Source organism: Collinsella sp. CLA-ER-H11 (assembly GCF_040092445.1).
In the GTDB taxonomy this organism is placed as follows: Bacteria; Actinomycetota; Coriobacteriia; order Coriobacteriales; family Coriobacteriaceae; genus Collinsella.
Map to the genome: position 1 here is coordinate 16,454 of NZ_JBBNLN010000001.1, position 19,877 is coordinate 36,330.

Here is a 19,877-nt window from a genome sequence, read left to right on the forward strand (position 1 = left end):
GCATAAAAGCGAAACACCCCCGTAACAATCGCTCTCCATGAGCAGGGCACGTTAGCAGGCCCGCAGCTCAAAAAGATGCGCTACAGGCGCTCGCGAACCGCCTCGACCACGTTGGCCAGATCGACGAGGACCTCGTCATGGCTCTGCATGTCGCGTACCTTGACCTTGCCGGCGGCGAGCTCGTCGCCGCCCAGGACCAAAATGAGCTTGGCGCCCACCTTGTCGGCCTGCTTAAACTGAGCCTTGAGCGAACGACCCTGGTAGTCGGCCTCGGTTACGATACCTGCAGCGCGAAGCTCCTGCGTAATGGCAAAAACGTTCTGGCGCAACTCCTTGCCGGCGTTGGCGACGTAGACACACGGGGTCTCATCGGCGCCCAGGTCACTGCCAAAAGCCTGCAGGGCCAGCAGGGCGCGCTCAAAGCCGACAGCAAAGCCGACGCCGGCCGTAGGCTTGCCGCCCTCGAGCTCGACCAGGCCGTCGTAGCGACCGCCGCCACCGATGGAGCCGACACCGGCGCCGGGGGCCTCGACCTCAAAAACGGTGCGGGTGTAGTAGTCCAGGCCGCGCACCAAGGTGGGATCCTCGACATACTCGATGCCGACGGCATCCAGATAACGCTTGACCTGCTCGTAGTGCTCGCGGCACTCGTCGCACAGGTTGTCGCCCATCAGCGGGGCCTCGCCCATGATCTCGCGGCAGTGGTCGTTCTTGCAGTCGAAGGCGCGCAGCGGGTTAAGTTCGGCGCGCTCGCGGCACTCGTCGCACATCTCGTCGGCGTGATCGAGAATGAACTGCTTGACCTGCTCGCGATAGGCCGGACGGCACTGGGGATCGCCCATCGAGTTAATGAGCAGACGGAGCTTGGAAAGATCGAAGCCCAGGCGCTTGTAGAACTCCATGAGCATGATGATGCACTCGGCGTCTGCCGCCGGATCGGGAGCGCCGAGCCACTCGATGCCCACCTGATGGAACTGGCGCAGGCGGCCCTTCTGGGGACGCTCGCCGCGGAACATGGCCTCGGCGTAGTAAGCCTTAAACGGCGTGGAGCCCTGGGGCACCAGGTTGTTCTCCACGACGGCGCGCACCACACCGGCCGTGCCCTCGGGACGAAGGGCCAGACGCTGCTTAGGCTTGAGCTTGGTATCGGTACCCTCGGTAAAGACGCGCTCCAGGTTGGCGCCGCTAAACACGCGGAACATCTCCTTGCGCACGACGTCGGTCGACTGGCCGATGCCGTGGACAAAGACGTCCACCTGCTCGATCGCGGGCGTCTCGATGGGCTTAAAGCCAAACGGCTCGAATACGCCGGCCGCAATCTGCTGCATCTTTTGCCAGGCGCGCATCTCGGCGCCGATAAGGTCGCGGGTTCCCTCCGCCTTCTGTGCCTGCATGGGCAAACACCTTTCTTTTGTATCGCGTCATAGGTAGTGGACATTATACGGCACAAAGCAGCAACGCGGCGGCGCGTCTGACCGAACGAGGGTATGGGGGCTCGTTCGGCCAGATGCCCCGCCGCGGTTTGTGATCCGTTTTCCTCCGTCCCCTTCGGATCACGCGATCTGTTGGGGACGGAGGAAAACGGATCATTTCGTAGGCCCGTGGCCGCCTTGGAAACCGAATGATGGTACGAGCATCCATTCGGCTTCCAGGGCGGCCACAAGCAGAACGGGGCAAACAGAAAAGAGCGACGGACGTCTACTCCCCCGCCACGCTTGCACGCAGCTTGGCGGCGATGGGCTCAGACGCCAACAGAAACACCAACATAGCCACCGAGCACGCCAGGCACACAATCCAGGTGCTCGCAAAAGAGGCCGTGGCGTCGAAGAGCACGCCCGAGACAATGGCGCCCACGGTGCCGCCGACCATCTCGAGCGAGGTAATGGTACCCGTGACCTTGCCCAGGTCGGCCATACCAAACTGCTTGGACGCGGCTGGGCAGCGCCGCCAGCATGCAGATAGCCGCGAGCACCAGGAAGGCGGAACGCCAGCCAACGCTCACGATAAGCGAGCTCACGATGGGAGACAGAATAGCGCCGCCAAAGCCCGAGCCCGAAAGTGCGATGGAGATGGCAAGGCCTCGCTTGGCCGTAAACCAGTTGGCGGTCACCAGGCTAATGAGCAGTCGGGTCGAGGCAACGGCAAAGCAGCCCGAAACGGCAAAGAGCACGTAGACCTGCCAAAGCTCGCCCACAAAGCTCATGCCGACAAGCACGGCAGAGGTGGCGATTACAGTGAGGGAGCCCAAAACACGGCCGCTTACTTTATCGGCAACATGGCCAATGACAAGTGAGCCGATAACGCTCACCACGGTAGAGATCGCATTGGAGATGTTGTACTGCGCAAGGGAAATGCCCAGGTCGCTGACGATCAGCGGCTGAAACAGGCTCATGCAGTTGACGAAAATCGTGTAGCACGTGGCCATGATCACAAAGCCGGAGGCCACGACGAGCCAACCAGGGAAGAGCTTACGTTGTTGGGACATACTGTTCCTTTTTTAAAAAAACGAGTAGCAAGGTTGGGTGCTACCGGTGGTCGGCGATGTAGCCCAAAGCGACGGCGGCATAAGCCGCGGCGCCAAGGGGAAGCTCAGCATCGCTAAAACGTGCCTTGGGATGATGCTGAGCAAAATGCTCGTCCGTATCAGTCACGGCAGCGCCCACGGTAAAGTACGCACTCGGGATCTCGCTCGAAATCAACGCGAAGTCCTCGCTCGCCATGGCGTGGAACAGCGGCAGGAAGGCGGCCTTGGGCAGCGCCACACCCACATAGCCAAGCGAAGCCTGAGTCATATCGTCATCGAGTACGAGCGGGGGAACATCCGAGAGCGTCTCGATAGTCGCCGGCGTACGATAGGTCGAGGCAACGCCTTTAACGACCTCCGCGATGCGGGTCTTGAGGTGCTCCATGAGCTCGACGTCGAAGCCACGCAGCGTTCCCTCGAGCACACAAGTGTCGGGGATGACATTTGCGGCCTGACCGCCGGCGAACTTGCCAACGGTAAGCGCGACCTCCTTGGCCGCCGGCACCTCGCGGGAGATGAGCTCCTGAAGCGCCAGATGCACATGGACGCCGGCCGTGATGGGGTCGATGCAGATCTCGGGGCTCGAGCCATGGCCGCCCTTGCCCTGAAGCGTGATGCGAAAACCGTACACGCCCGAGAGCGCCGGGCTGCCGTAGAGCACCAGGCCAAGCGGCGACTGGCTATTGACATGCATGGCAAAGGCGGCCTGGGGACGCGGATTCTGCAGCAGACCGTCGGCAATGGCGGCGCGGGCGCCCTCAAAGGTTTCCTCGCCCGGCTGGAACAACAACTTAACTGTGGCGTTGGCGTCGACAAGCTCGGACTCGCGGGCCTTGAGCAGGTGGGCGGCACCAAGCAGGGCCGTCGCATGCATATCGTGGCCGCAAGCATGCATGCAGCCGTTGACAGAGGCGAAAGGCTCGCCCGACTCTTCCGCGACGGGCAGTGCGTCCATGTCGCCACGGAGCATGATGACCGTGCCGGCCTGATCGTCCGTGCACATACCGTTGCCCTGGGCCGCCACGGCCGCACCAGCACCAATAAGGCCCACAACACAGGAGCCGTCGACGAGCGTGGCAAACGGGATGCCCATCTCGGTCAGACGTGCCTGGATATACGCAGAGGTTTGCGGAAGGCGATTACCCAACTCGGGCGTCTGATGCAGGTCGTGGCGCCACGCAGCAAGTTTGTCTGCAAAAGCTTGAGCCTCGGCAACAAGACCGTCACCGATAGCGGCTTGCGCTGCCTGGGTGGCCTTGGGCGCTGGTTGCGGTTGAAGATTGGACTGAGCTGGTGCCATAGATGCCCTCCAGTATTATTTGTGCAGCAAACACTTTGATAGTCTAAAGTGCAAGGCATAACTGTAAGGGCGTTACATAAAAAACGCCGCCCCAGGAGGGCGGCGCAACAAGTTGTTTACAATTGCGCTCAATTATTTCGGCGCAAAAAATCGAAATGTGTCTCGCTCAAGATGATCGACAAGAAGATGAGGACGAAGCCGGCGAGCAGGCGCGAGGTGAGCGCCTCCCCCATCAGCAGCACCGAGAACAGCACGCCCGAAGGCGACTCCATCGAAAGGAGCAGTGAGCCCGTCGAGGCCGAGACATGCGCCAGGCCGACGTTTTGGATGAGCAGAGCCGCGCATGTGCAACCAACCGAGAGAAACGCCATCGCGCTGATAAAGCTCGGCGTCCACACGGACAGAGGCGCTTGGGCCTCGAATAGCAGCGACGTTGCCAGGCTCAGCACGCCGTTGCCCACAAACATCCAAAACGTGATGACGTTGATGTCCATTTTGCGACCGTACTTGGCAGTCACCGCCATCTGGATGGCGAAAAAGACCGCACCCGCCAGCGTAATGACATCACCGATGTTGAATTCAACGCTATCGAGCGCCACCAAGCCAATGCCCGCCAAGCACAGCAGCGCCGCGCCCAGGTTATAGCGGGTGAGTTTTTCGCCGCTCAGAAAATAGCTCGCGAACGGCACAACGATGCAATACGTGCCCGTCAAAAAAGCATTCTTGCCCGCCGTGGTGTGCGCCAGACCGACTGTCTGCAGGGCGTAGGCGGCCCACATAAGTGCGCCCATGCCAAGTCCGACGATAAGGTTGCGGGCGTTGAGGTGCGCGATGATGCGCTTGTGGAAGATGAAAAACATGACCAACGCCGCAGGCAGAAAGCGCACGTAGAGCAGTTCGAACACCGGAATGGTGTCGAGCGCGTCCTTCATGGTCGTAAAGGAGTAGCCCCAGACGACTGCCACCGAAAGCAGCAGGACTTTCCAGAACAGCGGCGAGCGAGCGCCGGCGCCGCGGGAGGTGCCGCCCGCGCCCAGGTCCTCGCGAGCAACAGGGCTATCGGGCATCATTTCGATATTGTCAGTGGCATGCTGGGCCATAGGGCATCCTCGCGCTCAATCTGGGCGTGGTGTCCGCACGCGCATGGCTGCGTGCCGCCTCATGGTCAAATAAAAGCAGGGCGCACCGGACCCCCGGCACGCCCCGCTACTGTAGCAACAACCAAGCAGCCCGTGCAATTCACTACGCTAAAGCATCGGGTTGGAAGATCTCGATGTTCCGACGGCGTTTACGTTGCTGAACTAAATCAATTTGGTTGACTCCAGTTTTTCGATGATCCAGTCGTTGGCTTTGATGACCGGGCGGCGGAAGACGACGCCCAGTGCCAGCGACGGAATCAGATAGCTCGCCAGAATGCCTAGCTCAATCCAGTACTCCATGTGGTACGCACCGGCCATGGCGGCATGCATGGCGTTGATGCCGTGGGTGAACGGCAGGAACGGATAGATCGCCTGGAACACGGGGCCGGTCATCTCGATGGGGAACGTGCCGCCCGAACCGCCGACCTGCATGACCAGCAGCACGACGGCGAGCGCCTTGCCGATATCGCCAAACGAAACCGTAAGCGTGTAGACGATATTGGAGAACACGAGACTCGCGACCCAGCCCGCCAGCACAAACTGCAGCGGGTCGTCGCACTGGATGCCAAAGAACAGGATGTCGCCCGCACACACGAGCGTTGCCTGCAGCAGGGCCAGACCGCCAAAGAACAGGTAGCGGCCCAGGTAGATCTCGTGCAGGCGCACGGGGATGAGCTCGTTGATAAGCTCATCGTCAACCGAGACCTTCATCATGGCCGCCAGCACAATCGAGCCCACCCAGAGCGACAGAATCGTGTAGAACGGTGCCATGGCCGAACCGTAGTTGCGGATCGGATAGACCGGCTTGCGATCGAGCGCGACGGGGCCGGAAAGCGACACGGCCAGACCCTCGGGATCATTGCCGATCATCGTCTTGATCGTAGCGAGGTCATCCGACATCAAGGCGCCGTCGAGCTCGTCCTTAAACGCACTGATCTTGTCCGACGCCTCGCCCAGCTGATCAGAAGCCTTGTTGACCAGCTTTGCAGCTTTGGAGAGGCCCTTTGCCAGCGAACCGGATGCGTCGGTCAGGCCAGCAACAGCACTATCCAGATCGTTCGAAATACCGTTCAGCGAATCCAAAACGCCCGAGATGGTCTTCTTGAGCTCCTTTGCCTTGGCCGAAAACGTAGAGTCGTAGTCAGTCTTGGCGCCCGAGATACCAGCCTTGGCATCCGCGATTGCCTGATCGACCTCGGCACGCGACTTATTAACCTCTGCCATGCTGTCAGAGAGAGACTTCGCGGTGGCCGTCAAGTCCTTGGCGTTGTTGCGATACTCCACAGCAATCCTGCTCAGCGATGTTGCCACAGACTTGAGGCTGTCCTGGAGTTTTTCGTCAGTCACCTGATCGGCAAAGCTGCGGAGCTGGTCGGCCGTGGCGTCGATATCGTCGGCACGCGTGTTGAGCGCCGCCGCGGCATCGTTGAGCTGGGACACTGTAAGGTCGACATGTTGATTCGCGGCATCAAATGCCTTCGCAAGCTCGGCGGACACGTTGTCAAACGAGCCCGCGCTTCCGTCAATCGCGGCATTGATGGCGTCGTTGGCGTCCTTCAGCGCTTCCTTGGAATCGCTAATACCGCTCTTGACATGCTCCATCAGCTGCTTCGTTGACTCATCGACCGTGCCCGTCTGCTTGAGCATGCCGCTCGCCGACGTCAGCGAATCGGACGTGGAGCTCAAAATGCCCGCCAGCGACGAAGCATTTGCCCGAACGTCTCGCAGGTCCTCAATCGAATCGCCGAGCGTCGAGGACAGGTTGGCGATAAAGTTACCCACCTGGTCGGTGCTCATGTAATCGAGCAGGCTGGACACCGTCTTAAGACCGATCGTCGTAATGGTCTCGGTAAAAGTTTTGTTAACCTGGCTCTGGACGGCGCTCGAACCCTTCTCGGTCACGATCTGCGCAATGGCGTTGGCCTTCTGATTCTCGTAGAACTCGATATCGGCATGCTTCACGTCGGTCGAGAAAAGCGTCATCATGTCAGCGCTAAACGTTTTGGGGATAACGACGGCAGCATAGTACGCGCCCGACTTAACGCCCTCGATAGCCTTTTCGCGATTGTTGAGCACAACCCAATCGAAGCTCTCGTTGCCGCGTAGGGTGGCGGTCACGTTTTCGCCCACGTTAACCTCGACGGGGATCAAATCGCTCTCGTAACCCTCATCGGTGTTGACCACGGCGATCTTAAGATTGCCGGTGTTGCCGTACGGATCCCAGCTGCCGGCGATGTTAAACCACGCGTACAGACACGGTACGATAATGAGGCCCATCACGACAACCAAGCCGATCACGGAGCGAGACACGTTTTGGACATCGCGCTTAAACAGATGCAGGATGTTCTTCATTTATGCCTCACCTCCTTTGGAGTGCTTGCCAAGCGCGGTGGTATCTCCATCATTTGTGGCTGTGCTGTCGCTGCCCTGAGATTTATGGTGCGAGCCGATATGCGGCAAGCGGCCCGTGGACTGATCGCCGCCCTTGGCACCACGCTCGCTGGCGTTGAGGCCAAACATGTGGCGGGCGGCAGGAATGGCGGCCGTGTGTTCGCGCATCTCGCGACGCAGGTCCTCATCCGAAAGCGCCGAGATGCGCATCTGGGTATTGAGGCTCGCTCGGATATATTCGATATTGATAAGCCAGCCGCAGATGGCAATAACCGAGATGATCCAAATGACAAGCAGGATGATCTTGCCGTTATTGTCGATATCGAGAACCGTCGACAGGACAAAGAGCAGGACCTGAACGCCCACCACGGCGGCAAAACCACCCTTGATGTAGTACGGGTAGCGATGTTCAAAGGCGACCGCATGATCGAGCAGTTCGCGACGGTACGAATCGGAATCGAGCATGACGCGCATGGCCGTGCGCAGCGAGTAGCGCTGGCGCGGCAGGTCGTTGGACTCGCAAATCATCATACCGGTCGTGGAGAGCTGTTTATCAAAGAGCAGGTTAAGGTTGAGCAGCAGCGGACGCAGCTGCAGGCCGATAAAGAGCGCCACGATCAAGAACACGCCCAGAATGCACAGGTTAAACAGGTAGTTGAACGAATACATGCCGCCGACCGTCTCGCGCAGCAGATTGATGCCGTAGGTAAAGGGCAGCAGCGGGTGCAGCCACTGGAAGAAGCCGGGCATCATCTCGATGGGGTACATGCCCGACGAACCCGGGATCTGCACGATGACGAGAATGACGCCGATAGCCTTGCCGATATGCTTAAACGTGGTGGACAGCGCATAGATGATATTGACGTAGGTGAACGAAATGGCGATGCCGCCCAGCACGAACAGCAGCGGGCTGACGCACTGCACGCCAATCACCAGATCGCCTACCGTAACGATGATGGCCTGCAACGCGCCCAGGATCACCATGAGCAACCAGCGGCCAAAGTAGCCTTGGCGCGCAGTAAAGCTGCCAACACCTTCACGGTCGACCTCGAGCTTGTAAATGGCGATGAGCACATAGCCGCCCACCCAAAGCGCCAGATTGGTGTAGAAGGGAGCGATGCCCGAGCCAAAGCTCTTGACCGGATAGATTGACTTGGACGTCAACTCAACCGGAGACGCCATGAAATCTGCCACGTCATTGACATCGACGCCCATCAGATCGGCCAGCTCGCCCATGGACTCGGAGGTCTGCAGCGCCGCGATGTCATTGGCGGCGGTTGCAAGCTTGTCCTGGACCTTGGCAAGCGAGGAATCGGTCTGGGACAGCGTGGTCTTGGCCTGGCCGAGCGTAGCGCTAAGCTGCGCCAACGTGCCGCGCGCATTTGCAAGTGTAGGTGTCATACCCGAGACGATACCGGTCAGGTCGCCCGAAACGGCAGCAAAAGAGTCGAGCGCGCTCGAGGCCTTCGGCAGCGCGTTTTGGCCCAAGTCCGTCTGGGCTTGGCCAAGGTTGGTCGCACCGGTATGAATTGCGTTATTGATAGCGTCACTGGCACCCGAAACAGCCGCTGCGTCATTCGCCATGGCGCTCGACTGCGCGGACAGACCGTCCTTGATGCTCTGAAGCTTTTCATTCTGCTCTCGAAGCAAATCGATGGTCGATACAATGCGCGCGTCAATTTCCTCGGAACCTGTCGACGTGTCATTGGCGAGAATCTCCAAGTGCCCGATAACGGCCTTATTGTGGTCGATCGTCGCTTGAAGAGACTCGAGCGAGTTGTCGATACGGGTGGTCGTAGATGTGACCGCGCCCGTCAGCTTGCCGATGGCAGCGTTCGCAGAGGCCGACGTCTTGGTGAGCGCAAGGCTGCCTTCCGAGAGCGCCTTGGAGAGCGAGGTGATGGAGTTGCCCGCCGTGGTGCGAGCTTCGCTCAGCAGGTCGTTGCCCTGGGAGATCGCCTGCGTCAGCGACGGTGCCTGGCCTTGCAAGCCGGCAAGTGCCGCATCAGCCGAGGCGATAGCGCCACTCGTCTTATCGATGGCGGCATTCATATCGCCAATCGAATCGCGCACCTCGCCCAAGGTGTCGGACGCCTCGGACACCGAACTTGCCAGCGAGTCCTGAGTCTGGGTTGCCTTGTCCTTTAAATCGACACCGGCATCCTTGGCGATACCGGCAACAGTCTTGCCTACCGTAGAGACAAATTCCGAGTTGATCTGCTCCTCGATGGTGTTTGCACCGGTATCGGTAACCTTGGGCGCAATGGCGCTCTTCTTCTCATTGACGTAGTACGTGAGCTTGGGCTGATGGTAGTTGCCGTCGAGCATCGAAACCAGGTTATCCGAGAAGTTCTTGGGAATCACGATAGCGGCATAGTACTCGCCGCTCTCGACGCCCTCCTTGGCATCGGCCGTCGAGCCGACGAACGTCCAGCCCAGCTGATCGTTCTCCTTGAGCTGATCGACAACCTGGTCGCCCGCGTTGAGCTCGCCCACCAAGTCGTTTTGGGTGCCCCGATCGTTGTTGGCGATGGCAATCTTGATACCCTGGGTGTTTCCGTACGGATCCCAGTTGGCCACGATGTTGTACCAGGCATACAGCGAGGGAATAACGCACACGCCAAGGGTAACCACCAAGGCGACGGGGTTCACAAGCAGTCGCTTAATGTCGCGCTTAAATATCGCAAAGGACACCTTTGCATTGGATAGTTTGCTGCCGAGACTCACGCTTGGACCATCCATCCTGTCGTTAAATCGAATCGTACTATCGACAACCATTGTACGTAGGCGCTTTAGCGTCTCAAAGCACAATGGTATTGAGTTTTGCGGGTAGCAATATACTACGAAGACAAATTAACGTACAGTTGTACAGTATCTTTAATTTCAGCAGGTCACAAAACCACAACCCCGACAAATAATTGATCCCTTGGGGACGGAGGAAAACGAGAGTGGAAAATCTCCCACTTCAAGCCCGCATTCGAGCCAAAAGTGGGAGATTATCCACTCTCGTTCTAATCTAGTTACGGTGCCGTATCCCCGAACTACATCAAGTTGCAAACAGATGCCGCGAAGGCCACGGGGTCCTCGGGCAGAATACCCTCGACCAGCAGGGCCTGGTCATAGAGCAGGCCGGAGTACTGCTTGATCTTGTCGGCGTCGCCTGCCTTCTGGGCAGCGACGAGCTTGGCAAAGACCGGGTGCTTGGCGTTGAGCTCGAGCACGCGCTGACTCTTGGGCATGCCGTCGGGCGCGCCCTCGGGTCCCTTCTGGAGCACCTTCTCCATCTCGAGCGAAAGTGGGCCCTCGGTGGTGATGCAAGCGGGGGCATCGGTCAGGCGCGCGGAGACGGCAACTTTCTCGACCTTGTCACCGAGCGCCTCCTTCATAGCGCTGAAGAGGTCCTCGTTTTCCTTGGTGGCGTCCTCGGCCTCCTTTTTCTCGTCCTCGGTCGCCAGGTCAAGATCACCGGTCGCGACGTTCTTGAGCTCCAGATGACGATCCTCGACCTCGGGCTCGGCACCGTCGGCCACAGCCTTCTCGGCAGCCTCGCGGGCAGCATCGTCCTCGTAGATCTTGGGCATATCGGCGGCAACGTACTCACGCATAGCCTGGAACGTGAACTCATCCACATCCTGCGTCAGCAGCAGCACGTCATAGCCGCGGTCGAGCACGCCCTTTACCACGGGCATCTTGGCCAAGCGCTCGCGCGAGTCGCCGGCGGCGTAGTAGATGGCCTTCTGATCCTCGGGCATGCCCTTGGCATACTCGGCCAGGGTAATCATCTTCTGTTCCTTGGCAGACCAGAACAGCAACAGGTCGGCGAGCTCATCGGCCTTCATGCCATAGCTCGAGTAGATGCCGTACTTAAGACCGCGGCCAAAGTTCTCAAAGAACTTCTCGTAGGCCTCGCGGTCGTTGTCACGCATATCCTCAAGGTCGGCGGTAATCTTCTTTTCCACACGCTTGGCGATGGCCTTGAGCTGACGGTTCTGCTGCAGCGTCTCGCGCGAGATGTTGAGCGACACGTCGGCGGAATCCACGACGCCGCGGACAAAGTTGTAGTAGTCGGGCAGCAGGTCGTCGCACTTCTCCATGATCAGGACGTTGGAGCTGTAGAGCGCCAGGCCCTTCTCGTAGTCCTTACTGTACAGATCGAACGGCGCGCGGCCCGGCACAAACAGCAGGGCGTCGTACTCGAGCGTGCCCTCGGCGTGGAAGCTGATGGTGCGCGCAGGATCGTCAAAGTCGTGGAACGTAGACTTGTAGAACTCGTCGTAGTCCTTCTGCTCGACATCGGAGCTGCGCTTCTTCCAGATCGGCGTCATGGAGTTGACGGTCTCGAGCTCCTGGTAGTCCTCGTACTCGGGCTTGTAATCGTCGCCGGCGTCCTCGGGCTTGGGTTTCTGGCGGCTCTTGGACACCATCATCTGAATCGGGTAGCGCACATAGTTGCTGTACTGCTGAATCAGGCTCTTGAGACCCCACTCGGTCAGGAAGCGATCGTAGGTCTCGGCCTCGCCGTCGGCATCGAGCTTCTCGTTCTCGCGCAGCGTCAGGATGACATCGGTACCGTGCTCGGCGCGCTCGCCATCTTCGATGGTGTAACCCTCAAGACCATCAGACTCCCACACGTGAGCGGTGTCCTCGCCATAGGCGCGGCTGACGACCTTCACGTGGCTGGCGACCATAAAAGCCGAGTAGAAGCCCACGCCAAACTGGCCGATGATGTCGACATCCGAACCCTGCTGCTCGGCGTTCTCGGTCTTAAACTCCTCGGAGCCGGAATGGGCGATGGTGCCCAGATTGCGCTCGAGCTCCTCGGCGGTCATGCCAATGCCGTTATCCGAGATGGTAATGGTGCGGGCGTCTTTATCAAAGGAGACGCGAATGGCCAGGTCGCCCTGGTCGATCTTGACGCTCGGATCCTGCAGGCTCTTAAAGTTGAGCTTGTCGACGGCGTCGCTCGCGTTAGAGATAAGCTCGCGCAGGAAGATTTCCTTATTGGTGTAGATGGAGTTGATCATAAGGTCGAGCAGTTTTTTGCTCTCGGTCTTAAATTGACGCATGTGCAGTCCTTTCGCGCTACCCCTGCCCGCAAAAACGGCCCGGTTGCCCGAGCCGCATTGCAGACCTGCTATGTTCAGACTTAGATTTTATAACCCAATAGCGCGCATATATACACACGGTATCGAAAAACTGTATGTCTGAGCGCTCCAATGCGTCAATTGCCAAGGAGTGTCCCCAACTGCCGGCAGAAAAGGAACGTCCCTATCTGCCATCTACGCGCTTGGCCATCCAGACATGGGGTTGGCCCTCGTCTTCGTAATCTACCGGGGCAATTTGCGTGTAGCCCGCCTTTGCATAGAGCGGAAGCACGTATTCCTGCGCATGCAGCTTAATAAGCTTAGCGCCGGCATCGCACGCAGCAGCTTCGCTGGCTTCGACAATCTTGCTTGCCAGACCGCGACGGCGCATGGTGGACAGCACGGCGACGCGCCCCATAATGTAGGTCTCCCCCGCCGCAACGCCTTCGTCCATGTCGCATGCCGGCAACACCGGGGCCTCTGCGTCAGCCACGCGCTCAAGCTCTTCGGGAAACACGCGCGAGCAACCGGCAAGCTCGCCGTCTACATAGAGCGTCACATGAATGCAGTTTGGATCCTCGTCGATAGCGTCGAACTCATTCTCGTAGCCCTGCTCGCCCATAAAAACGACGCGGCGCACCAACGCCGCGTCATCAAAGCATCCCGTCTTAAGTTGGATATCCATGGCTGCCCTTTCATTCAATGCGAACGTTAGGGACAGATATTAGCGAAAATGAGCTCCGCGCACACTAAACTTCGCGCGAGCCTTCGCCAGGCAGTCGTAATGACCCACGTTATGGGCATCGCTCGCGATGAAGCTGTACAGGTTCTGATCGAACAGGCGCTGTGCCGGCTTTTTCTCGCGACCAAAGCGACCGCCGGCAATAAAGTCCGCCGAAGCCTGCAGCTTGCAGCCCATATCGACCAGGCGCTCCGCCACGCTTACATCCTTTTGAACCGCACGATAGCGCTCAGGATGAGCGATGATCACCTGGTAGCCACGGCACTGCAAATCGTAAATCGTGTTCTCGTACTCTCTAAACGCATACGCATCGGCATGCGTCGAAAGCTCGAGCAGAAACTCGTTGGTTCCATCGAAATGCAAGTGCTCCGCGGCATCGATACCAAGCTCAACGAGCTTTCGATGGTTGACCTCGAAGCCCATCTGGAGCGGAAAACCGTCAGCGTTATCACGCAGCAGCTCAAAGGCATCCCACATCTTGTCGTAATCAAAATAGGGATCACGGCAGTGAGGAGTGCAAACGATTCTGGTTACACCGGCCCGCTTGGCAGCCTCGAGCATCGCCAAGCTCTCATCGAGATCGGCGGCGCCGTCGTCTACACCCGGCAAGATATGGCAATGAATGTCACGCATAGGTCAGCCTTAATCAACTAAACGTTTGCTCGGTTGGTGAAGATGCCCTTTTTGGAAGTCCCCTGATCGTCGGAGCCCTTCTTCACCTTCTTACCGTCCTTGGTGTAGTAGGAGTAGTAGTACTCGCTGGTCTCGGTCTCGCAGTAGTTCATAACGGTACCGATGAGCTTGACCTTCTCGGACTTCTTAAGCTGGCCGATAGCGTTGAGTGCCTCCTCGCGCTTGGTGAAGTCCTCGCGCACCACGAACAGCGTACCGTCGGTCAGGCTGGCAATCTCGGCAGCATCGATGAAGGTGCCGACCGGGGGAGCATCAAAGATGACGTACTGGAACTTGGCGGACAGTGCCTTTACCAACTTGGCAAAGCGGTGAGAGACGATGATGTCGGCAGGATTGGGAATGTGCGGCTCGGCATCGAGGAAGTAGAAGTTCTTCTGACCCGTCTCGACAATTGCCTGGTCAATGGAGATCTGCTCGGAAAGGACCGCATAGAGTCCGCCGCGCGAACGAACGCCGAGCATATCGGAAAGGGACCTGCGGCGCATATCGGCCTCGACCAGGAGCACGGACTTGCCGCTCGTGGCGATTGCCTGAGCAAGGTTAATGGAAACCGTAGACTTGCCCTCGTTGGGAATCGAGGAGGTAACGGTGATGGTGCGAATGGGGTCGTCCACACTCGCAAAGCGGATGTTGGCCAGAAGGGTCTTGGCGGCATTCTGTACAACGAGCTTATCGGTGTTCTTTGCCTTAGCCATGCCTATTTACCACCTTTCATAGCCGGAATTCGGCCAACAACGGGAATGCCCAGGAGCTCTTCTGCCTCTTCGGCACCGCGGATGCGGGTATTGAGCATGTCTGCCAAAACGACATAGGCAACTGCGATAAAGATACCGGCGAGGAACGCGACGGCAATATACAGCGTGCGCTTGGGGCCGCTGGGGGCTTCGGGGGTCTTAGCCTCGTCGATAACGTTGATGCTCTGGGCAGCGCCGACGTTCTGAGCGACCGTACTCACCGAGCTGGCCATGGCCTTTGCGACCTTAGCCGTCTCCTTGGCATCGGTGCCGGTAACCGAAAGCGTAATGACACGCGTGGTGGTCTCAGAGGAAACAGACACCTTGTAGTCATCCAGGTCAGCAAGGCCCAGCTCATTGGCAGCACCGCTCTTAACGCTATCGCTATCCAGCAGCGTGGCAATATCGTTGGAAAGCATCTGGCTCGCCGAGAGATCGTTATAGCTCATCTGACCGCTATCGTCGGTCTTGGCGAGAATGTACATGCTCGTCGTCGCGGTATAGGTGTTGTCCATCGCAACGAAGGACACGATGCCCATGGCGATCGCGCAGACCACCGGAAGGGTGATGACCAGCTGAAGGTGCTTCTTCAGCAGCTGGAACAGTTCGAGAAGGGTCATGCAGCTTGCCTTTCATTTCCCCAGTTCGGATTGACAAAACTGTCCGTATGTTATCGCATCTTTTTACCGAGGCCAAACTCTATACATAAGAAACAGGCTCTCCTGTAAAAATGTCGGAAGCAATCGTAAAATTGCACAACAACGCCGCACCCGAAAGTCAAATGCGGCGTCTACATCAATATCTATGTTGCATCGCTATGCGAATGGCTCGTCCTGCTGTATGGGAAACGTCACCGTAATGGTGGTTCCCACGCCCAACTCGCTCGACAGATCGAGCGTGGCGTGATGATACAGGGCCGCATGCTTGACAATGGCAAGCCCCAGACCGGTTCCGCCGCGTGCCTTGGACCTACTCTTGTCCACGCGATAGAACCGCTCAAATACCTTGCCCTGTTCTTCAGGCGCGATACCGATTCCCGTGTCGGCGACCGCGAGGAACGGATGGCCTTCGTCGTTGGTGCCGCACTGCAGCGTAACCGTACCGCCGGGTCGATTGTAGCGGATGGCGTTGCTTGCCAGATTATAGATGAGCTCGTCGATCAAGCGCGACACGCCTTCGATGACCACAGGCTTGGTCTCATGACTGATCGTCACATTCGCCTGACGGGCGACCTGTTCAAGACGCTGCTCAACCGCGTAGATGGCACGCGAGAGCTCAATAGGCTCCGTGGACCCAATGGGCACCGCCTCGCCCTCAGTTGCACGCTCGGCCTCGTCCAAGTTAGACAGCGTAAGGATGTCGTTGACAAGCGCCGCCAAACGGCCCGCCTCACGATAGATGCGACCGCCAAAGTTGCGCAGGTCGTCCTCGCCCTCGACCATGCCGTTTGCGATGAGCTCGGCATAGCCCGAAATCGCCGTAAGCGGAGTCTTGAGCTCATGGGTGATATTCGCCGTGAACTCGCGGCGCATACGGTCGTTGTCCGCTAGCACCGCCATTTGGCGCTTGAGTTCCTGGCGCTGCGACTCGATACGCTCAAGCATGGGGACCATCTCGGCATAGGCGTGCTCATAGCTACGGCGTGGGTGGTCCAAATCCACCTCTTGCAACGGAGCGATGATGGCACGGGACTCGCGGCGCGCCATAAAAAACGAGAGCACCGCACCCGCTGCTGCGATAAGCAGCATCGGCGCCACCATCGACAGCAAAATCGCCGCAACGCCAGGCTGGGCCTGCGCCAAGCGGACAACCTGGCCGTTATCAAGGGCGACGGCGCGATACAGCATAATCTCATCGAGCGTAGAGCTTGCGCGCTCCGCGGAACCCGAACCATTCTCAAAGGCCTCGATGACCTCGGGGCGATCGCCGTGGTTGGGCAGTGTGGAAGGCGACGCCTCGTTGTCGTAGGCAACCGATCCATCCTTGTTAATCAGCGTGATGCGCAAGTCCTCACGATCGAGGCTACGCAAGAACGGGATGGGCTCCTGCTGCTCGTCGAGGGCGGCAGCAATGAGCTCGGTTTCCTGCGCCAGGTTGGCACTCGTGGCATCCGCCAAGGTGTTTTGCACAAAGAACGCACCCAGCACCGTAAACGCCACGATAACCGCCATGGCACAGACAAAGATCGTCACAAAAACGCGGTGCGACAGCGTATGTTTTCCCTGGGGGGCGAAGACCACGGGTTACTCCTCCGATGCGGTGGCCGCGGTGTCGTCACCTTCGGCACCATCGCCGGCAGAAGGCTCGGCCAAGCGGTAGCCCACGCCGCGCACGGTCTCGATGGCGCTGGCATGCTCGCCCAGTTTTTGGCGAAGCGTCTGCACGTGCACGTCAACGGTGCGCGAACCGCCGTCGAAGTCCCAGCCCCACACGCTCTGCAGCAACGACTCGCGGGTAAAAACCACGCCGGGCTTGCGCATGAGGTACTCGAGCAAGTCGAACTCGCGCAGGGTGAGCTTAAGCGGCTCGCCGGCAACGGTCACCTCGCGATGGCTGGGCGAGAGCACGATGTCGCCCACGCTGAGCACATCGCTCGCCTGCTTGACCATGCCGCCGCGACGCAGCAGTGCGCGGCAGCGGCTGGCGAGCTCCATGAGCGAAAACGGCTTAGTCAGGTAATCGTCAGCACCGCCATCGAGCGCCATCACCTTGTCGAGCTCGGTATCCTTGGCGGTAAGCATCATGATGGGCACCGTCGCCGTCAGGCGATCGGCACGCAGGCGACGCATAATCGCCAAGCCATCGGTATCGGGCAGCATGATATCGAGCAGCACGGCATCGGGTACCCGTCGCGCCACGGCAGCCTTAAACTCGCCGTCGCACGAAAAGCCCTCGGCCTCGATTCCCTGCTTATGCAGCGCATAGACCGTCAAATCCCTGATGTTGTCATCGTCCTCGACGTAATAGATCATGTTGAACCCCTTTGCGGCCGACATGACCGCATCTTAACCCTAAAGGTGCCTGTACTAGATGGTATCAGCCAAAACGGCCCGTCAAATAATCCGCCGTGCGCGGATCGATCGGGTTTTTGAAGAGCCGGGCAGTGGGCGCATGCTCCACCAGCTCGCCCAGCAAAAAGAACGCGACCGAGTCGGAGATGCGCGCAGCCTGCTGCATGTTGTGCGTAACGACCACCAGCGTGCAGGTCTCCCTGAGCTCGCAGGCCAGCTGCTCCACCACCAGCGTCGATACGGGATCGAGCGCCGAGGTCGGTTCGTCCATCAGCAGAATGTCGGGCTGCACGGCCAGCGCACGGGCGATGCACAGGCGCTGCTGCTGTCCACCCGAAAGACCCAGACCCGATTCTTTGAGCTTGTCCTTGACCTCGTCCCACAGGGCGGCGCGACGCAGGGAGTCTTCGACCAGCTCGTCGAGCACGGCGCGATCGCGCACGCCCATGCCGCGCGGACCATACGCGACGTTGTCGTAGATGCTCATGGGAAACGGGTTGGGGCGCTGGAACACCATGCCCACGCGCTGGCGCAAACGGCAGATGTCGTAATCGCCCAGGATATCTTGACCATCGAGCGCAATTTTGCCCTCGATGCGGCAATCCTTGATGCCGTCGTTCATGCGGTTAAAGCAGCGCAGCAACGTGGACTTTCCGCAGCCCGAAGGCCCGATGAACGAGGTGATCTGCTTGTCGCGGATCTTGATATTCACGTCCTTGAGCGCATGATGGTCGCCATAGAACAGGTCGAGGCCCTCGACGTCGATGCGCGTCGGCGAGGCGGCAAGATCCTCTGCCGTGGGGCGAGTCGCATCCCCAACCTCGCGCTCGTGCGCGGCCTCGGCCTGCGCTTTCATGAGTTCTTCAAGCTCCGTGGGCTCCACAGCCGCAGCAGCCGTCATACCGCATACCTCCACATCGATATCAATTCAGCAGTATCGATAGTAGAAATCGCGGCTCATATGCACGTGAGCGCATTGTCAAGTGTTTGTAAGGGCACGCTGGCTATGCGGCGGGCAGCTCGATGGTGAATATCGTGTGTTCGGGCGTCGATTCACATGCAACGGTACCGCCGTGTGCCGCGATGATCTCCTTGGCAATAGCAAGGCCCAGACCGGCACCACCGCGATTGGTCGCACGCGCCGCATCTAGGCGATAGAACTTCTCAAAGATCACCTTGAGCTTAGCAGCAGGGATAGGATCGCCCTGATTGATAAAGCGCACGCGCACGCCGTCATCGTCTTGGCGCCTAGCCTCAATCGTGATAGTGGAGCCCTCGTAGCTATAGGCGACGGCGTTTTTCATGATGTTGTTAAACACGCGGGCCATCTTGTCGCCATCCACGAGCACCGTCAGGTCCTCGCGAATATCAACTTGGGCTTCCTTATGCTGCTCGTTGAGGATGGGATAGAACTCGTCAGCCACCTGAGCCAGCAGCAACCCCAGATCAACATAGCCGCGCGTGAGCACGATATCGTGGAAGTCAAAGCGCGTGATATCGAAGAACTCTTCGATGAGCGCATCAAGCCGGTGCGCCTTGTCGAGCGCCACGCCCGTAAAGTGCGTACGTTGCTCAACCGGCAGCTCGGGAGCCTCTTGCAGCAGCGAAAGATAGCCCACCACGCTGGCAAGCGGGGTGCGCAGGTCATGTGCCAAGTACGTGACCAGATCGTCCTTGCGATGCGACTCGTCACGCAGAGCTTGCTGCACCTTGCGCTCACGGTCACGCACGCGGTTAAGGGCGCCCTCGACCTCCAAGAAGTCGCCGTCGATGTTGTCCCAGGTGTCGGGGTGATCGATCAGGCGATCTTGAATACGAGCGGCCAGCATACAATCGGCATGCTGCTCGCCCTGTTCGTAGCCCTGGTAGTACAGGGCGCGGCCGCAAAAGAACAGCACGCACGCGGCAAGCGCCAGCACAAAGCCAAGCATGTTGAATACAAAGCCGGCATCGAACAGCACCGGCCCTTCGATGCCGCCGAGCGCCATGGCGCCAATCGCCAACATCATGGCCCACGCGGCGCCGCCAATCACCACGCAGCGGCGAACGATTTCGAATCGATCGATCAGCAAAAAGCCGATAAGCAGCACCGCCAAGATTCCAGCGATGTTATCAATGCCAATCAGCAGCAGGGTCAACAAAAAGAGCAGCACCGTTGCAAGCGCGCGATTGTCGACGACCGACCTCACGTATTCAAAGAGTCGATCGGGCACCTCGAACGCTTGTCTATCGTCTTTTGTCATATCAAGATCCTCACAA

General features: G+C 58.9%; 15 protein-coding genes. All 15 read right to left on the reverse strand.

The annotated features are described in order from the left end of the window. Positions 1–80: 80 nt before the first annotated feature. The 15 genes from hisS to AAAX35_RS00145 all read right to left on the reverse strand — a co-directional run bounded on the left by hisS (position 81) and on the right by AAAX35_RS00145 (position 19,861). Positions 81–1,394: a histidine--tRNA ligase gene (gene hisS, locus AAAX35_RS00075; RefSeq protein ID WP_349116328.1), complete on the reverse strand. Its 1,314-nt coding sequence runs from the start codon at positions 1,392–1,394 to the stop codon at positions 81–83. Positions 1,395–1,741: 347 nt separating this feature from the next. Further along, positions 1,742–2,485 carry an MFS transporter gene (locus tag AAAX35_RS00080; RefSeq protein ID WP_349116329.1) on the reverse strand — a complete coding sequence of 248 codons (744 nt, stop codon included), beginning with the start codon at positions 2,483–2,485 and terminating at the stop codon, positions 1,742–1,744. Between the two features lie 40 nt (positions 2,486–2,525). Beyond that, a complete protein-coding gene (locus AAAX35_RS00085) occupies positions 2,526–3,824 on the reverse strand; it encodes a M20 family metallopeptidase (protein WP_349116330.1) in 1,299 nt (432 codons plus the stop codon). A 128-nt stretch (positions 3,825–3,952) separates the two neighbouring features. Further along, positions 3,953–4,924 carry a DMT family transporter gene (locus tag AAAX35_RS00090; protein ID WP_349116331.1) on the reverse strand — a complete coding sequence of 324 codons (972 nt, stop codon included), beginning with the start codon at positions 4,922–4,924 and terminating at the stop codon, positions 3,953–3,955. A gap of 201 nt (positions 4,925–5,125) precedes the next feature. Further along, positions 5,126–7,315, reverse strand: coding sequence for a YhgE/Pip domain-containing protein (locus tag AAAX35_RS00095; protein WP_117790208.1), 2,190 nt, complete (start codon positions 7,313–7,315; stop codon positions 5,126–5,128). Continuing rightward, positions 7,316–10,081, reverse strand: a complete 2,766-nt coding sequence (locus AAAX35_RS00100; RefSeq protein ID WP_349116332.1) for a YhgE/Pip domain-containing protein — start codon at positions 10,079–10,081, stop codon at positions 7,316–7,318. A 314-nt stretch (positions 10,082–10,395) separates the two neighbouring features. After that, on the reverse strand, positions 10,396–12,420 hold the full coding sequence (htpG, locus tag AAAX35_RS00105) for a molecular chaperone HtpG (protein WP_055309659.1): 2,025 nt from the start codon (positions 12,418–12,420) through the stop codon (positions 10,396–10,398). 202 nt (positions 12,421–12,622) lie between these two features. After that, complete coding sequence (locus tag AAAX35_RS00110) at positions 12,623–13,123, reverse strand: GNAT family N-acetyltransferase (protein WP_349116333.1); 501 nt, start codon at positions 13,121–13,123, stop codon at positions 12,623–12,625. Positions 13,124–13,162: 39 nt separating this feature from the next. Beyond that, positions 13,163–13,813, reverse strand: coding sequence for a CpsB/CapC family capsule biosynthesis tyrosine phosphatase (locus AAAX35_RS00115; RefSeq protein WP_022094060.1), 651 nt, complete (start codon positions 13,811–13,813; stop codon positions 13,163–13,165). Between the two features lie 17 nt (positions 13,814–13,830). Next, entirely contained in the window at positions 13,831–14,568 is a 738-nt protein-coding gene (locus AAAX35_RS00120) for a CpsD/CapB family tyrosine-protein kinase (RefSeq protein ID WP_055309657.1), read from the reverse strand. A gap of 2 nt (positions 14,569–14,570) precedes the next feature. Next, entirely contained in the window at positions 14,571–15,227 is a 657-nt protein-coding gene (locus AAAX35_RS00125; RefSeq protein ID WP_349116334.1) for a Wzz/FepE/Etk N-terminal domain-containing protein, read from the reverse strand. Positions 15,228–15,422: 195 nt separating this feature from the next. Further along, a complete protein-coding gene (locus tag AAAX35_RS00130; RefSeq protein WP_342995928.1) occupies positions 15,423–16,847 on the reverse strand; it encodes an ATP-binding protein in 1,425 nt (474 codons plus the stop codon). A 3-nt stretch (positions 16,848–16,850) separates the two neighbouring features. Then, positions 16,851–17,579 (reverse strand): response regulator transcription factor, encoded by a 729-nt coding sequence (locus AAAX35_RS00135; RefSeq protein WP_117770432.1) that lies wholly within the window; start codon positions 17,577–17,579, stop codon positions 16,851–16,853. A gap of 64 nt (positions 17,580–17,643) precedes the next feature. Then, positions 17,644–18,519 carry a phosphate ABC transporter ATP-binding protein PstB gene (gene pstB / locus AAAX35_RS00140; protein WP_349116335.1) on the reverse strand — a complete coding sequence of 292 codons (876 nt, stop codon included), beginning with the start codon at positions 18,517–18,519 and terminating at the stop codon, positions 17,644–17,646. 103 nt (positions 18,520–18,622) lie between these two features. Next, complete coding sequence (locus AAAX35_RS00145) at positions 18,623–19,861, reverse strand: ATP-binding protein (protein WP_349116336.1); 1,239 nt, start codon at positions 19,859–19,861, stop codon at positions 18,623–18,625. Positions 19,862–19,877: the final 16 nt, after the last annotated feature.

What these genes read in the sequence shown, in the direction of transcription:
- hisS (WP_349116328.1), bottom strand. Translation starts at nt 1,394, where the DNA reads ATGCAGGCACAGAAGGCGGAGGGAACCCGCGACCTTATCGGCGCCGAG.
- AAAX35_RS00080 (WP_349116329.1), bottom strand. Translation starts at nt 2,485, where the DNA reads ATGTCCCAACAACGTAAGCTCTTCCCTGGTTGGCTCGTCGTGGCCTCC.
- AAAX35_RS00085 (WP_349116330.1), bottom strand. Translation starts at nt 3,824, where the DNA reads ATGGCACCAGCTCAGTCCAATCTTCAACCGCAACCAGCGCCCAAGGCC.
- AAAX35_RS00090 (WP_349116331.1), bottom strand. Translation starts at nt 4,924, where the DNA reads ATGGCCCAGCATGCCACTGACAATATCGAAATGATGCCCGATAGCCCT.
- AAAX35_RS00095 (WP_117790208.1), bottom strand. Translation starts at nt 7,315, where the DNA reads ATGAAGAACATCCTGCATCTGTTTAAGCGCGATGTCCAAAACGTGTCT.
- htpG (WP_055309659.1), bottom strand. Translation starts at nt 12,420, where the DNA reads ATGCGTCAATTTAAGACCGAGAGCAAAAAACTGCTCGACCTTATGATC.
- AAAX35_RS00110 (WP_349116333.1), bottom strand. Translation starts at nt 13,123, where the DNA reads ATGGATATCCAACTTAAGACGGGATGCTTTGATGACGCGGCGTTGGTG.
- AAAX35_RS00115 (WP_022094060.1), bottom strand. Translation starts at nt 13,813, where the DNA reads ATGCGTGACATTCATTGCCATATCTTGCCGGGTGTAGACGACGGCGCC.
- AAAX35_RS00120 (WP_055309657.1), bottom strand. Translation starts at nt 14,568, where the DNA reads ATGGCTAAGGCAAAGAACACCGATAAGCTCGTTGTACAGAATGCCGCC.
- AAAX35_RS00125 (WP_349116334.1), bottom strand. Translation starts at nt 15,227, where the DNA reads ATGACCCTTCTCGAACTGTTCCAGCTGCTGAAGAAGCACCTTCAGCTG.
- AAAX35_RS00135 (WP_117770432.1), bottom strand. Translation starts at nt 17,579, where the DNA reads ATGATCTATTACGTCGAGGACGATGACAACATCAGGGATTTGACGGTC.
- pstB (WP_349116335.1), bottom strand. Translation starts at nt 18,519, where the DNA reads ATGACGGCTGCTGCGGCTGTGGAGCCCACGGAGCTTGAAGAACTCATG.
- AAAX35_RS00145 (WP_349116336.1), bottom strand. Translation starts at nt 19,861, where the DNA reads ATGACAAAAGACGATAGACAAGCGTTCGAGGTGCCCGATCGACTCTTT.